Below are 15,709 nucleotides of genomic sequence, written 5' to 3'. Positions count from 1 at the left end.
TTTCTTTAAAGTGAACAGGCTTTAAGTACTTAACGGGACAAGCAGATTGTTATTTCTCTCCCGAAGGTTCGGGATAGAAATGTCTATTTTAAAACCACTGGCTCCAAGGAATGCGGCTTAACATTAAAATTAAGCCAATGGTATAAAAGATGGCCAACATCTTGAATTTTGGCTTGGAAACTAATTTCTTTTTATGTTTGGAATAGCCTATTGTTACGAAAACCACGGTAAGAATCATCATAAGCGGATGTTCCACAGCATACAAACGCAACATAGAATCTTTCATGACCGTACCCATACCGCTGCTTGTCAAGGATTGCAAGCCCAAAGGCGATACAAAATAAAGGATGATGCCAATCAATAACTGAATATGGGTTACGATCAAGGCAAACAATGCGATCCTGAAATCTCGAGGACTGTATTCTTTATTGGCAAAAAAACCAATTAAGGCATTGACTGTTGCCACCAAAAGGACAATTAAAACAAGATACGCCCAATACGAATGGACAAACTGAACAGTAGTGTACATAGTTTCATTTTTTTTAGAAAGCCAAAGGTAGCGATTATTCCATAAAAAAACCGCTCCAAAATTTTTGAAGCGGTTTTTTTGACTTTTTAATTTAACCTTGCGGTTTAGAAGTTAAAGCGAATGCTTGCATTCCATGTTCTTCCAAAACCGAAATAAACACGGTTACCATCTGCTACGCCATCATATAGCTTTCCATTGCTTGCATACGTTCCCTGAGAAGGATCCCTTGAGTTTATCAAATCATCTGCAAATACATTGGTATCAGATTCCGAAATATAGGTTTCGTCCAACACGTTGTTGATATTTAACCTAAACTCTACGCGTTCGTCGTTTAAGAAAGGAAAGTCGAAAGACAGTCCTGCATCCAACAACCCGTATGAAGGCAATTGCAAAGCTCCTTTAGGTCCTACGGATGTAGCTTCAAAATCTGCATATAGATTGTCGTGAAATCTATAGTTGGCATCTATGCTTAAGTTATCCAAAATATGGAAATCACCACCAAGCGAGGCTGTAAATTGAGCGGCATCGCCCACTTTTACACCATCTAACTCCAATGTTGTTACTTGTGGTTGACCGTCAACGATAATTGGCTCTTGATCATTATCAAATAAAGCAGCGGTTACATCGTCTTGATAGGTCCAATCGCCTACCGAAAGCATTCCTCTCAAGGTTACGAAATTTGCCAATTTATAGCGGAAATCTGCTTCAACCCCCATATGCACCTGCGTAATACCATAGAGATTAGCATTTCCTCTTATTTCATCTGTCACGTCAACAGAGACTGACTCAAACCTATCTGCCCAACTGGTACGATACACATTTACATTTGCTCTAAGTTTTCTGCTTCTAAAGCCATATCCAGCTTCGATACCAATTACTTTTTCGTTCTGTAAATCTGGGTTCACGGTATTGGAGAAGTTAATGAACACAGCATCAAACAAGGGTTGCTTGGAGTAATAACCTCCATTTGCGAACACATTGTGGTTTTCATCTATGTTCCAGTTGATTCCCCCTTTAATGTTTCCGCCCAAAATGTTTTCGTAGTCGGTTTTTTCTGGAGGTGTTTCGCCAAAAAATTCTTTCCGGGCAAATCCTTGGTTGGCCAAAGATCCTTGAACAAAGGTCGTGATGTCGTCTCCAATGGTGTATTCTAACTGACCAAAAACACCGGCCCAGTTAACATAACCTACGTTGTAGTAATCTATTTTTTCTTCATCATCAATATCGCCAAATACCCACCACGGTTGGTTGGCATCGTAGGTTTCGTAAAAAATGTTTGTTTCGCCTTCGCCCAACGGGTTGTTTCTGTCATCGGTCTGCTGGTACGCATCACCGCCTAAAAGATCGTTTACCCTGCGGTAGTGGAACCCAGTATAATTTCTAAGATCGATACCAAAATCTAAGACAAGGTTTTCGTTCAGTTCGGTATTTAAGTTAGCAATGATCCCGTACCAGTTGTGGGAGTTTATGGAAGCCCTACGGGTTATTCCGTTAGTGTTTTCTTCATTGTCGTTCTTGTCGCTATTGTTTAAATACAGCCCATCTATTTTATCCCTTGTCTGGTCATTGAAGTCAGGCACAAAACCACCGCTGTTGTAGCGTACGATGTCATCTACACGAATCAATCCCCTATCGGTAGTTGGCAATTGAAATTGTCTTCTACCGTTTATTTCACCTATTTCCCCGGTTCCACCGCCACGGCCAAAAGAAGCGTAGGTTGTGGTGTTTAACTTGGTTGCTTCGCTAATGTCCCAATCCCAAGTTAAGCTAAGCACTGGTTTGTGATAGAAGTTTCTTCTGAAGGAATACTCTTTTCCATTTTTATACCCCCATTGGTCGTTATATTTAATGTTAGGCTCACCATTATTTCCATATTTAAGGTAGTTTTCAATTGAAATACCTCTAGACCGTTGGTGGTGCCACTGTGGTGCTCCTGTTACGGTAAACTCCAAAGCATGGTTATTGGAAGGTTTATAGCCTATTGCGGCGAAATAGTTGTAGCCTTCAAATTTACCACCGTTGATGTAGCCGTCACCAGCTGTTCTACTGAAAAGAAACGAACCAGACCAACCACTTTCGCTCAAACCGGTTGAGTACGACGCTACATTTTTTATATAATTATTGTTCCCTACAGAACCTGAGAAGAAACCGCCTTCCATACGGTCTGCAGATTTGGTAAGCACGTTAATGGTCCCTCCAACCGAAGAAATGGCCAGTTTTGAAGATCCTAAACCACGTTGTACCTGTATGGCCGAAGCAACATCGGACAATCCGGCCCAGTTACTCCAGTACACGCTTCCATTTTCCATGTCGTTCACCGGAACCCCATTGATCATCACCGCTGAGTTTTGTGTGTCAAAACCACGAATGTTGATACGAGCGTCTCCAAATCCACCTCCTTGTTTGGTGGCGTATATAGACGGTGTGTTGCTTAAAATTTCAGGAAACTCTTGAGAGCCTAATTTTTCTTGAATTTGTTCTGCACCAATGGTGGAAACAGCAACAGGCGTTTTTCGGTCCTTTGCGATGTCCAAAACTCCGGCAGCAGTAATCACCACTTCAGAGAGTGCGTTGTCATCAGGCATTAAAACAATCGTTTTAAGGTTAGCCGTGCCATTGCTCAAGGTGTACGAAATATTTTGCGTATCGTACCCTACATACGTAATGTTCACGCTTCCAGAGTTTGCTGAAACGCTCAACGAGAAGTTACCGTCAAAATCGGTAGTTGTCCCATTGTTGGTGTTGGTTTCAACAACATTGGCGCCCAATAGCGGCTCATTGGTATTTCCATCCAATACTTTTCCGGTAATAGTCCCTTGCGAAAAGGCAGCAAAGCCTATCAAAAGGAAAGTAAATAAAAATAGATTTTTCATTGTAATGAAGTTTGTTTTTTAAAAATTTCTGCAAATATACACCTCCTTTTTCCTTTTATCGAATACAAAGGTTAAGAAAATGCTAACAAAATTAACTTCAATAAAAATACAATGAAATCGTTAAGGATTTGAACTTCTGTGTGTTAGTTAACAACAAAGTTTTCAACAATGAAAAAAATTGTGAAATTTAATATTCAATACAATCCAATTGCGCCTTTAAAGGCGTCATATAAGATAGGTATTCTTCTTTGTATTGCTCATCCAAGGGTTTGGACATGGGTAAATCCTGTTTAAAAGGATCTACTTGTTTGCCGTTTTTCCAAAAACGATAGCACACGTGCGGGCCTCCAGTGTTCCCCGTCATCCCAATCCAACCTATTACATCGCCTTGGCGCACATAATCGCCCACGCGTACGTTTCGTTTTTTCATGTGCAGGTACTGGGTATCATAAGTGCTGTTATGGCGAATTTTTACGTAGTTGCCATTACCGCCGCGGTATTCAGATTTGATTACCGTACCATCTGCGGTGGCCAAAATAGGGGTGCCCAACGGTGCTGCAAAATCGGTCCCTTTATGTGGGCGTAATTTGTAACCATAATACGCAATTCTTCGGTTAAGATTGTACCTTGATGAAATCCTACTGAATTTCACCGGGGCCTTTAAGAAAGCGCGACGCAAGTTGTCTGCGTTTTCATCATAAAAATCCATTACGCTGGTGCTGTCCAATTTCGTTTCGTAATTAAAAGCGTACAACGGAGTGCCGCGGTGTTCAAAATAAGCGGCTTTTATTTCGCCCAGACCGGCTGGAATGCTATCGTTGATATATTTTTCGGTATAGATAACCTTAAAGCGATCGCCTTTTTGAAGGTGAAAAAAGTTAACGGTCCACGCATAGATATTGGAAAGTCTGTCGGTCATATACGGACTCAACTCTTGATCTTCCATGGTCTGCGACAAGGAGCTTTCAATGATGCCACCGGCGGATTTTTCAACATAGGTTACAGGTCTTTCCCCTGTATAACTGGTCATTTCATCCCTGAAATCGACTACCGAATAGTCCACTTTATTGTTCTCGTAAATAAAAACCTGGGTGCTGTTTAAGGAATCTTTAGAGTTTAGCAAAACATAAGGCTTGCCTACCACCATTTTACGAACATCGAAACTGTCCCTGAACTTCGTGGCGACCTTAAAAATTTTATCTTGCGAAACTCCGTGAGCATCAAGGATGTCACCAAAAGTATCGCCTGGACGAATAGTGTCCCTCACTATATTGTAATCATTTAAAATATAACCGTATTCTTTAACGAGTACGGGGGCAGTTTCTATTTCAACAACTTCGGCTAAGTCTTTATTGCCAGAATTGCAAGCTATAAAAAGCAAGACGGGCAAGCATATTACAAGTATTTTTTTCAATGTTCGTAGCTTTATTGGGGGTTACATACACTGCTTTTTTTGGGACAAAACAGTGGGCTTTAATTTGGTTTCAATATTACGAAAAAAAAGAACTTTTAGAAATTAAATTCTCAAAAAAACAAGTTAACAGGCTTATTTTAACAGAAATAACACAAACAGAGGTGTTGGTTAAGATAAGGAAGCTTATTTTTTATCCGTATTTCTTTTAGTGCGTTAACGTAAAACTTTTAAAAATCTTATACCAAACCAATTTTATTTCTAGATTAACGTAGCAAACATTAATCCATCAAGACTTTAAACGAATGTTGCAGCCCTTTGAATTCTGAAAGAGAAGCTTTTAGAGAACCTACCGCCAAATCTGCTTTAATGAGCATAGGCATTTTGTTGTCATCATCGGTCACCCAAACGGTCAAGCTTTCCTTTTCTTTGAAAACACGCCCAGCTTGTACATAAGGCCGAAACTTTAAACAAGGCACCCGCCCAAATTTGGTATCCAGTATTTCCCTTCCCAGAAATTTCAACCGGAATTTATAGTTTTCCTTATCGAAAAACATGTTCATATCAATGGTTTCACCTTTTCTTATTTTGGAAACATCCAGGTTATTCCGCAGATAATAAAAAGCCGATACCATATCCTGGGCATCTGTTGGGAATGACACTGCTTCTTTTTTGTTGTGCTTTTTGTTGTTAACCAGGGCAATTCCGGTGGAATGGTCAAAATCTATCTGAATGTCCTTGGTATGGCCACCTTCATTGATTTTACGTATAAAACGGTACGGAATATCTTTTTCTGTGTCAATATAAGACTGATAATAATCTTCTACATTGAAAAACAATTTTGAAAGCCCCACGGTACGGCCTTCCCCTTTTACATGATGCACCTGTTTGCCATCCAAAACTGCGTGGTCAACCTCGAGAGTTGCATACCCTGCGGTGACAAACCCGTAATGCACCCTGAATTTAAACCACTCGCCATTGCCATAGGCTTTTTTTTGTGCAGACAGCATAAAAGATGTACATAAAAACAGGAGGAAAATTAAGTGTTTCATTATTTGGGGTTTTAATCTATAAAAACCTTTGCAAGTTCTATTCCAAAAAAAACAAACTCCATCATTTGAAACGATGGAGTTTGATATATGTTACATGGTTTTACAATGTGCCTCTGGATTCTTGTTCGCGCTCTATGGCCTGAAACAAGGCTTTAAAATTACCTGCCCCAAAGCCTCTCGCACCCATACGCTGGATGATTTCGAAAAACAATGTAGGCCTGTCTTCTACAGGTTTGGTAAAAATTTGCAGTAGATAGCCTTCTTCGTCGGCATCGATCATGATACCCAGTTTCATTAACCTATCGATATCTTCTTTTAGCTCATGTTCAAATTTTTGCAACCGTGCGGGTACGGCTTTGTAATACTCTTCGGGAGGAGTGGATAGGAACTCGACCCCACGCTCGCGCAATTTTGACACTGTTGAAATAATATCATCGGTGGCTACGGCAATGTGCTGCACTCCTGGACCTTCATAAAAGTCTAAGTATTCTTCTATTTGCGATTTTTTCTTTCCTTCGGCTGGTTCATTAATAGGAAATTTTATCCTTCCGTTTCCGTTGCTCATTACCTTGCTCATCAAGGCCGAATATTCAGTATGTATTTGTTTATCGTCGAACGAGAGGAAGTTAACGAAGCCCATGACGTCTTCGTACCATTTTACCCAAGTGTTCATCTCGTTCCAGCCTACGTTGCCAACCATATGGTCTATATATTTTAGGCCCACTGGCTCTGGGCTGTATTCTGGATTCCATTTCCTGAAGCCGGGCATAAACGTTCCGTTGTAGTTTTTGCGCTCCACGAACATATGGACGGTTTCGCCGTAGGTATATATTCCTGCTCGAACTATTTCGCCGTGCTCATCCTCTTCAACAGTAGGCTCCATAAATGGTTTTGCCCCACGCTTGGTGGTTTCTTCAAAAGCTTTTCGGGCATCTTCTACCCAAAGGGCAATCACTTTTACTCCATCGCCATGTTTTACAATATGGTCGTTTATAGGGTTTTTGGAACTTAAGGGCGTGGTCAACACCAAGCGTATCTTGTCCTGCTTAAGCACGTACGACACGCTGTTCTTGCTGCCTGTTTCCAAGCCTTTGTAGGCATACGATTGAAAACCGAAGGCCGATTTATAATAATGGGCCGCTTGTTTGGCGTTGCCTACGTAAAATTCCACATAGTCCGTTCCTAATAGGGGAAGGAAGTCTTGTGCTCCTTCAAATATTTTTTCCAATCCGTAATTGACTGATTTTATTGCTTTACTCATTTTGATATATTTTTTATATGTGGTTATGTTTTATTGTAATTGATTAAGGTTTTAACTTCAATAATTACCACATAGCTCGCATTTGAGCTGAAATTGCTAATTTTCTCACAGAATTAATGTTTTTGTTGGTCTTCTAACCAAGATTGATAATAGGTTCCATCGGCCAGTTTTAAAGCGTCTTCGGTTACCTGAAGCGGTTTAAAGGTATCGACCATGACGGCCAGTTCATCGGTTTTCACTTTACCGATACTGCGCTCGGTTGCTCCAGGATGCGGCCCGTGGGGGATTCCCGCTGGGTGCAATGATATGTAACCTGCATCAATATCGTTTCGACTCATGAAATCGCCATCTACGTAATATAACACCTCATCGCTGTCAATATTGCTATGATTATAAGGTGCCGGGATGGATTCTGGATGGTAATCGTACAGCCGTGGCACAAAACTACATACTACAAAGGCATCGGTTTCAAAAGTTTGGTGTACCGGTGGCGGTTGGTGTATGCGGCCTGTAATGGGTTCAAAATCGTGAATGGAAAATGCATATGGGTAATTATACCCATCGTAGCCTACCACATCAAACGGGTGGGTGGCGTAGGTCATTTCAAAAATATCGTCCTGTTTTTTTACTTTAATTAAAAAGTCGCCTTTTTCGTCGTGGGTTTCCAATTCTTGGGGCCTTCGTAAATCGCGTTCACAATACGGGGAATGTTCCAATAATTGCCCAAACCAGTTGCGGTAGCGTTTTGGCGTATAGATAGGACGACGTGATTCTACAATAAACAACCTATTGTCTTTGGTGTCAAAATCCATTTTATAGATAATTCCGCGGGGCACCAACAAGTAATCGCCATATTCAAAATCGAGGTTTCCAAGGTGGGTTCGTAACTTTCCGCTGCCTTTGTGAATGAAAATCAGCTCGTCGGCATCGGTGTTTTTATAGAAATACTCCTTTTGCGATTCTTGCGGCGCAGCGAGAATGATGCTGCAATCGCTGTTGGTTAATACCGTTTTGCGGCTTTCGAGATAGTCTTTTTCAGGTTGTATGTCGAGGCCTTTAAACTTATAGGATTGTAAATTGTTCTGTTTTGCAATTTTTGGGGCAACGCTGTATTGTTTATTGATTTCCTTTACTTGGGTGGGGCGGTGTTCGTGGTAACTGTTGGTGTACATGCCGTCAAAACCAATGGTGCCAAACAGTTGCTCGGCATACAGACTGCCGTCCGGTTTGCGGAATTGTGTATGACGCTTGTGGGGTATTTTTCCTAATTTATGATAGAATGGCATAATATGCTTGTTTTGCACACAAATATCGGAAAAAATTCATGGTTTTTGGTTTAAGGTTATGCTAAAACCTAAACCCCGCAGAAATATGCCATTCGCTTTCGTCCCGTTCTGGAGAAAAAGCCCATTTTACTTCAAGGGGACCGAGAAACGTTTCCATGCCATAACCCAGTGCAAAGCCACTGTAATCGATACCATCTATCCATTTGCCTTGGGTAAAAAGGTCATCACCCACGTTGGCAATATTGGCAGCTATATTGATGTGGTTTTTCCTGAAAATTTCATAATCGAAGGTCAAGGTGGATTTTAGGTACGTATCGCCCCGCAGGCTCAACCCTTCGTAGCCATAAAATGGTTTTATATTGTTAATGGGTTTATAACCGTAGCCGCCCAAGAAAAAGTCCAACGAATGGGTGTTTTTGTCGCCAATTTTAAACCCTCCCTCAGTGGATATCACTGCGGAAAATTTTGTTGAAAAAGAATGGGCATAGCCTACCTTGGCTTGGGCTATCGAAAAGTTTTTAAAATTCTCGTTATCCCCTTCGGCAAAGAGGTAGAGGTGAAAATCGCCATCGAAGAACACGCCATTTTTAGGAAAAAAACTGTTGTCGAAGGTGTCATAACGCAAATAACCGTAGGTGCTAACGTAATTGGTGTTTTCAAAAACCGTTCGCGGCACGCCGTCTTCGTCGATCCCAATGGTTTCTGAAAGGTAACGCAGCCATTTTTGTTCTATCCCCGCGCCCAATAAAAAGGTTCTCCTAAAAAGGGTTTCCAAGTAAATTGTATTGGTGAAGTCACCGTATTTCAGTTCCAGTTTGTTTAGTTGCGGATTTTGGTCAGGAGGTAATTCTGGGGACAGAAATTCAATATCCACATCTTTATCAAAAAAGTGATACCGTGAGTTGAACCCAATGCTCCAATAAAACCCCTTGTCGATGTAGTAATTGAAATTGTACCGTAAATTATCGCCCACAATAAAATCGAAGGCCGCAATGTCGTTGTTGGTAAACAGCCGCTTTCGGGTTACGTTCATCAAGGCGGCGGTACCGTACAGATCGTCGTAATGCGCGCCCAGACGCATCAGCATTTTCGAATCGTTTTCCCGCAAATTGAACACCAAATCATAGGTGTTTTCCTCATTTTTTTCCAACCGGTAGTTAATATCCTGAAAATTGCCCGTTGCCGATAGGTTATTCACCCCTTCGTTAAAACGTTCATAAGTTACTTTTGAAGGAACTTTCAATTTCAGTTTTCCCAACACGTACGCCCGGGTATAATTTTCGTTGCCATTGATAGCGACTGACTGGATAAAGATGGCATCTTTTCTGAAAAAATCCACTTCCTTTCTTTTATGTCGCTTTTGGCGTGCGGCCACACTGTCCAAGCGGTTTCTTAGCTCGTTCGCTTCCTCTTCGCCTGCCTCAATTATTTTTTTTCCTTCATTGAACGAAACCACTGAGAAATCTTTGATGTCGGGATTGATGTAAATATCGGTGCGCTTGCTTTTTTTGGCCATATCCTCAATGGTGCGATAGTTGTTTATCTGTACCAAAACATCAAAGGCCGATTTCAGTTTTTTCCGGGTCTTTAAGCTGTCCTGTACATCTACGCCTATTACCACATCAACGCCTTTGTTTCGTACTTCGTCCACTGGGTAATTGTTGACTACACCACCGTCCACCAAAACCGTATCGTTGATTACCACTGGCGAAAACAACGATGGCAAGGCTCCACTGGCAGTAATGGCCCGAGGCAGATAACCCTTGTCCAAAATCACTTCCTTTCCTGTTTCCACATCGGTGGCAACACAGAAAAAAGGAATGGGAAGCTTGCTGAAATCTTCAATATCGCTCACATGCAAGGTTAGTTTTGACAATAAGTTATATACATTTTGTCCTTTTGAAAGCCCCGAAGGAAACCCCACCTTAAAATCATCGAACGGTAAACTAATGGCGTATTTCTCCGATTCGTCTTTTTCGTAAAATGTCTTGGAACTGCGGGGGATATCATCTTGAATAAGACTGTTGAATTCAACTTGATTAAAAATGGAATCCAACTGTTTTGCTGAGTAACCCGAGGCGTATAAAGCGCCTATAATCGCTCCCATACTGGTGCCGCCAATATAATCTACCCTAATACCGGCTTCTTCAATTACTTTCAACGCTCCAATGTGCGCCAAGCCTTTGGCGCCACCACCACTGAGCACAAGACCGACTTTCAAGTCTTCTTGTTCTTTGTTTTGGGAAAAGGCTGAAGTTACAAGAAGCAGGGTTAGTATGTAGATTAGGTTTTTCAATTTATGTTGATGAGTTTGAAATAGTCGATGAGTTTATGAATATTGAATATATCAATTTTTTAGCTGTGATTTGTACAATCCGTCTAACATTGCTGTGATTTCGGTTAAATCACTGCGAAGGTTTATATTTTTTATTGCTTTTTTCATTCCACTTTGTTTTCGATACAAAATCACAGTCGCTATGAGGTCTGTAATCTCACCTGCCTAAAGAACGGCAGACAGGCTCAAACATCGTTAATTTGGTTTTTTATTAAAATCCATACCTTCTAAATTCTTCTTTGAACATCCCCCTAACCCCCTTCAAAGAGGGAATAAAGTTTCTTCTATATTAGTTTCATTCTGCTTCTTGTAAATGCGTCACTATTTTCTTCGCCCGGCTTGTGCCTATTACATCTGCCAACTCGTCAAAACTGGCTTTTTTAATGCGTTTGGTGCTTTTAAATTGTTTCAATAATTGAATAACGGTTTTTTCGCCAATGCCGGGAATGGTTTCCAATACTGTCCCCAAGGCTTCTTTGCTTCGCTTATCGCGATGAAAGGTAATGCCAAACCGGTGGGCTTCATTGCGCAATTGCTGGATTATTTTTAGGGTTTCACTTTTCTTGTCCAAATACAACGGGATGGGATCATCGGGATAAAACAGTTCTTCCAGCCGTTTTGCAATACCAATAATGGCAATTTTGCCGCGTAAGTCCAGTTTTTCGAGACTTTTTAAAGCTGAAGACAACTGCCCCTTCCCTCCATCTATGATGATGAGTTGCGGCAAAGGTTGCTCCTCTTCTTTCAGTCTTTTGTACCTTCGATACACCACTTCTTCCATAGAGGCAAAATCGTCCGGGCCTTCCACGGTTTTAATGTTAAATTTACGGTAGTCCTTCTTGCTGGGTTTTCCGTTTTTAAACACCACGCAAGCGGCCACCGGGTTGGTGCCTTGAATGTTACTGTTGTCAAAACATTCTATGTGCCGCGGTTCTTCAGATAACCGAAGGTCTTTTTTCATCTGTGCCATAATGCGGTTTTCATGGCGGTTGGGATCGACTATTTTTGCTTGTTTAAACCGCTCCATCCGGTAATATTTGGCGTTGCGAAGTGATAGGTCGAGAATTTTCTTTTTATCGCCGGCTTTGGGTATATGAACTTTCAATCCTTCTTCGGTTTCAATTTTAAACGGTAAATACAGCTCTTTAGATTGCGAATTGAACCGTTGCCGCAATTCAATTACCGCCAGCGTTAACAACTCTTTATCGCTTTCGTCCAGTTTCTTTTTTATTTCCAACGTATGCGAACGAATGATGCTTCCGAAGGAAATTTGAAGGAAATTAACATACCCATAACTTTCATCTGAAACAATGGAAAACACATCCACATTATTGATTTTCGGATTTACTACCGTACTTTTTGCCTGGTAGTTTTCCAACACGTCGATTTTTTCCTTTACCCGTTGGGCGTCTTCAAACTTTAAATCGGCCGCATATTGTTTCATTTGGTTTTTAAACTGATTGAGCGAGTCTTTAAAGTTTCCTTTAATGATGTTCCGAATCGCTTCAATGTTTTCGTTATAATCGGCTTCAGTTTGTTTGCCTTCGCAAGGGCCCAAACAGTTGCCCAAATGATATTCTAAGCACACTTTGTACTTGTCGTTGCGTATTTTTTCTTCCGCTAGGTCATAGTTACACGTACGCAATTGATACAATCCACGAATTAAATCTAGCAACGTATGTACGGTTTTCATACTGGTGTATGGCCCAAAGTATTCCGAGCCGTCTTTTATCAACCGCCGCGTTGAAAATACCCGTGGAAACCGTTCGTTTTTAATACATATCCACGGGTACGATTTATCGTCTTTTAACAGCACATTATAGCGCGGCTGGTATTTTTTAATGAGGTTGTTTTCCAGCAACAGTGCATCGGTTTCGGTGGCGACCACAATGTGCTTAACGGTCTTTATTTTTTTTACCAATAGCCGGATGCGGGCATTATCGTGTTGTTTGGTAAAATAGGAAGCCACCCGTTTTTTTAGGTTTTTAGCCTTTCCTACATACAGCAATTTTTCATTTTTATCATAGTATTGGTACACCCCGGGCGAATTGGGGAGCGTAGAAATCTGTAACTGTACCGAAGCTTCTGCCATAAACCAAAGATATAAGGTATTTTGTTGTTTCCCTTTCCTACAACCTACGAAATTTTGTTAAGAAAGGGTTAAACAGGCCGGTTTAAAAAACCATTCTTCCGTTTCTTTACGTATTTTATTGTAACCAACGTTTCCCTATGTTCAACACGGCCTTTCTTTCGGTTTTAAAAAAGCGGTTTATTCTATCGCTGGCTGTTTTGTACCTTATGGTCCCTTTGCAGCGGTCGTTGTCCGAGGGTTTTCACAGATTATCACATGCACTAACCAACACCAGTGCCGACCACCACCATGATTTAGACCACCAATTGGGAAGGGACCACACCCACGAACATAAACTGATTTCTTTTTTTTCTGAATTGTTCTCTACAAAAGACAGCCCTACCGAACAAGACGTGCTGTTTCAGGAAATTAAATACGACAAACACCTTACGCAAGAATACCTGACGCTGAAACCTGAAATTCCAACGAGCATCAATCATATTTTTATGTATCGCTACGGAACCTATTCCACACCGCTTTCCGTACAGACACCTCCTCCCAAAACACCGGTTTCATAATCCGTTTTTCAAGTTTCAGGAAAAATACCCCGCCTACTATCGGGCAGGTCTGAAACCAACTATTTATTCAAAAATCTTAAAATTTATGAAACCTATTTTATTATGGGCACTACTATTATGCGCTGTTGTTGCGCAATCGCAAAGCATTACCGGCAAAATAGTTACCCAAAAAAACACCCCGCTTGAAGATGTTTACGTTTTCAACAAAAATTCGAATACGCATACGCATACCGATATCCAAGGAAATTTCACCTTGAACGGCAATACGGAAGGCGACATGCTTTATATTTCACATTTGGGGTATAAAAACGCTATCATTCCCGTTACTGCTGAAAGTTTTACTGAAAAAATCACCATTACCTTGCAGGAAACCTCGGTAAGTTTAGGGCAGATTGTTATTACGCCCCAAGTGAACGCCCTGAACCAAATGGCAGATGTGGACTTGGAAACCGACCCCGTAAAATCGTCACAAGAAATCCTGCGGAAGGTCCCAGGGCTCATCATTGGCCAGCACGCCGGTGGCGGAAAAGCCGAACAGATTTTTTTGCGCGGCTTCGATATTGACCACGGGACCGACATCAGCCTTTCGGTAGATGGCATGCCCGTCAATATGGTGTCGCACGCCCACGGTCAAGGCTATAGCGACCTGCACTTTTTAATCCCGGAAACCATTGAGAACATCGAGTTTGGAAAAGGCCCATATTATGCCGAGCAGGGTGATTTTACCACGGCTGGCTATGTGGACTTTAAAACCAAGGATCGTTTGGAAAACAGTTCTATTTCGGTGGAATATGGCGATTTCAGCTCGTTTAGGACCGTTGGGATGTTCAAGGTGCTGGAAACCGAAAAAAGCAACGCTTACATCGCGGCTTCTTTAAACACATTTGACGGGCCTTACGAATCGCCTCAGAATTTTAATCGCTACAATGTGATGGGGAAGTTCAATTTTCAACTTCCGGGAGATCAGCACGTATCGGTAAGTGCCTCGCACCTGCAAAGCAAATGGGATGCCTCTGGGCAAATACCGCAGCGTGCCGTGGATGCGGGCTTAATTGACCGTTTTGGCTCAATAGACGATACCGAGGGCGGCAATACCAGCCGTACCAACTTGATATTGAATCATACCAAAATACTCTCGCCAACGCAAAAACTGAAGAGCACCGCTTACGTTACACATTACGATTTTGAGCTGTACTCCAACTTTACCTTCTTTTTGGAAGACCCGATAAATGCCGACCAGATTATGCAACAAGAAGACCGGAACCTGTTCGGGTTTAAAACGGCCTACACAGAGAAAATGGAAGCCAATACCTTCGATTTTGAATACACGGCCGGTGGTGGCGTGCGTTATGACGATGTGAACGATGTGCAACTTTCCAGAACCAAAAACCGCGACGAACTCTTGGAGCGTTTGGCCTTCGGAAATGTAGATCAAATAAACGCCTTCGGTTTTGTAAATACCGAATTTGATTTTGGTGATTTCAAAATCAATCCTGCCTTGCGTTTGGATTACTTTAAGTTTGATTATGAAAATTTCTTGACGGAAACCTATGACAACAAAAGTGAAAGCAACCTATTTGCCAGCCCTAAGCTGAACTTTGTGTACAGCCCTACCCGACAACTGCAATTGTTCGCAAAAACCGGGATTGGGTTTCACTCCAACGACAGCCGTGTGGTAACAGCAAACAGCGGTGAGGACATCCTTCCCGCAGCTTACGGAGCAGATTTAGGCGCAATCTACAAGGTGACAGACAATTTAATAGTGAACACTGCGCTTTGGACGTTATTTTTAGACCAAGAATTTGTGTACGTGGGCGATGCAGCGATTGTGGAACCCAGTGGAAAAACCCGAAGAATGGGCGTTGATTTTGGACTTCGTTATGAAGCGACCGACTGGATGTACCTTTTTGGCGATGTAAATTACACCTACGCCAGAAGCACGGAAGCACCTGAAGGCGAAGATTATATACCGTTGGCGCCCGATTTAACTTCAACAGGAGGAATTGCTTTTGACAACATTGGCGATTTTTCCGGAGGCTTGAATTACCGCTACATTAAAGACCGTCCGGCAAACGAAGACAACAGTATCGTTGCAGAAGGCTATTTTGTAACCGATTTCAACATAAATTACACCTATAAAAACCTGGTTTTTGGGGTAATTATCGAAAACCTGTTCGATACCGAATGGAACGAAACGCAATTCGCTACCGAAAGCCGGTTGTTCAATGAGGTGGAACCTGTGGAGGAAATCCATTTTACGCCGGGAACACCCTTTTTTATTCGCGGGAAAGTTACTGTTAATTTCTAACCATT

At 41.7% G+C, this 15,709-nt stretch carries 9 protein-coding genes and 1 pseudogene; 2 read left to right on the top strand and 8 right to left on the bottom strand.

Going from position 1 to position 15,709, the window contains the following annotated elements:
- Positions 1–88: 88 nt before the first annotated feature.
- From DDV96_RS09805 to uvrC, 8 genes and pseudogenes are all read right to left on the bottom strand, one after another.
- A complete protein-coding gene (locus DDV96_RS09805) occupies positions 89–529 on the bottom strand; it encodes a COX15/CtaA family protein (protein ID WP_116694599.1) in 441 nt (146 codons plus the stop codon).
- 104 nt (positions 530–633) lie between these two features.
- Positions 634–3,402, bottom strand: a complete 2,769-nt coding sequence (locus DDV96_RS09800; protein WP_116694598.1) for a TonB-dependent receptor — start codon at positions 3,400–3,402, stop codon at positions 634–636.
- Positions 3,403–3,589: 187 nt separating this feature from the next.
- On the bottom strand, positions 3,590–4,816 hold the full coding sequence (locus DDV96_RS09795) for a peptidoglycan DD-metalloendopeptidase family protein (RefSeq protein WP_116694597.1): 1,227 nt from the start codon (positions 4,814–4,816) through the stop codon (positions 3,590–3,592).
- A gap of 278 nt (positions 4,817–5,094) precedes the next feature.
- Positions 5,095–5,865, bottom strand: a complete 771-nt coding sequence (locus DDV96_RS09785; RefSeq protein WP_116694595.1) for a DUF3108 domain-containing protein — start codon at positions 5,863–5,865, stop codon at positions 5,095–5,097.
- Positions 5,866–5,965: 100 nt separating this feature from the next.
- Complete coding sequence (gene hppD / locus DDV96_RS09780; protein WP_116694594.1) at positions 5,966–7,126, bottom strand: 4-hydroxyphenylpyruvate dioxygenase; 1,161 nt, start codon at positions 7,124–7,126, stop codon at positions 5,966–5,968.
- Positions 7,127–7,239: 113 nt separating this feature from the next.
- Positions 7,240–8,412, bottom strand: a complete 1,173-nt coding sequence (locus DDV96_RS09775; protein WP_116694593.1) for a homogentisate 1,2-dioxygenase — start codon at positions 8,410–8,412, stop codon at positions 7,240–7,242.
- A gap of 61 nt (positions 8,413–8,473) precedes the next feature.
- Complete coding sequence (locus DDV96_RS09770) at positions 8,474–10,708, bottom strand: patatin-like phospholipase family protein (protein ID WP_116694592.1); 2,235 nt, start codon at positions 10,706–10,708, stop codon at positions 8,474–8,476.
- Positions 10,709–11,042: 334 nt separating this feature from the next.
- Positions 11,043–12,842, bottom strand: a pseudogene (gene uvrC / locus DDV96_RS09765) (excinuclease ABC subunit UvrC); the annotation flags it as partial.
- Between the two features lie 134 nt (positions 12,843–12,976).
- Between uvrC and DDV96_RS09760 the strand changes: the two are divergent.
- A complete protein-coding gene (locus DDV96_RS09760) occupies positions 12,977–13,396 on the top strand; it encodes a hypothetical protein (protein ID WP_116694590.1) in 420 nt (139 codons plus the stop codon).
- An 85-nt stretch (positions 13,397–13,481) separates the two neighbouring features.
- A complete protein-coding gene (locus tag DDV96_RS09755; protein ID WP_116694589.1) occupies positions 13,482–15,704 on the top strand; it encodes a TonB-dependent receptor in 2,223 nt (740 codons plus the stop codon).
- Positions 15,705–15,709: the final 5 nt, after the last annotated feature.

The organism is Marixanthomonas spongiae, assembly GCF_003095375.1.
Lineage (GTDB): Bacteria > Bacteroidota > Bacteroidia > Flavobacteriales > Flavobacteriaceae > Marixanthomonas > Marixanthomonas spongiae.
Note: the sequence above shows the minus strand (reverse complement) of the source record. Positions and strands in the feature narration are given on the sequence as shown.

What these genes read in the sequence shown, in the direction of transcription:
- DDV96_RS09805 (WP_116694599.1), bottom strand. Translation starts at nt 529, where the DNA reads ATGTACACTACTGTTCAGTTTGTCCATTCGTATTGGGCGTATCTTGTT.
- DDV96_RS09800 (WP_116694598.1), bottom strand. Translation starts at nt 3,402, where the DNA reads ATGAAAAATCTATTTTTATTTACTTTCCTTTTGATAGGCTTTGCTGCC.
- DDV96_RS09785 (WP_116694595.1), bottom strand. Translation starts at nt 5,865, where the DNA reads ATGAAACACTTAATTTTCCTCCTGTTTTTATGTACATCTTTTATGCTG.
- hppD (WP_116694594.1), bottom strand. Translation starts at nt 7,126, where the DNA reads ATGAGTAAAGCAATAAAATCAGTCAATTACGGATTGGAAAAAATATTT.
- DDV96_RS09775 (WP_116694593.1), bottom strand. Translation starts at nt 8,412, where the DNA reads ATGCCATTCTATCATAAATTAGGAAAAATACCCCACAAGCGTCATACA.
- DDV96_RS09760 (WP_116694590.1), top strand. Translation starts at nt 12,977, where the DNA reads ATGTTCAACACGGCCTTTCTTTCGGTTTTAAAAAAGCGGTTTATTCTA.
- DDV96_RS09755 (WP_116694589.1), top strand. Translation starts at nt 13,482, where the DNA reads ATGAAACCTATTTTATTATGGGCACTACTATTATGCGCTGTTGTTGCG.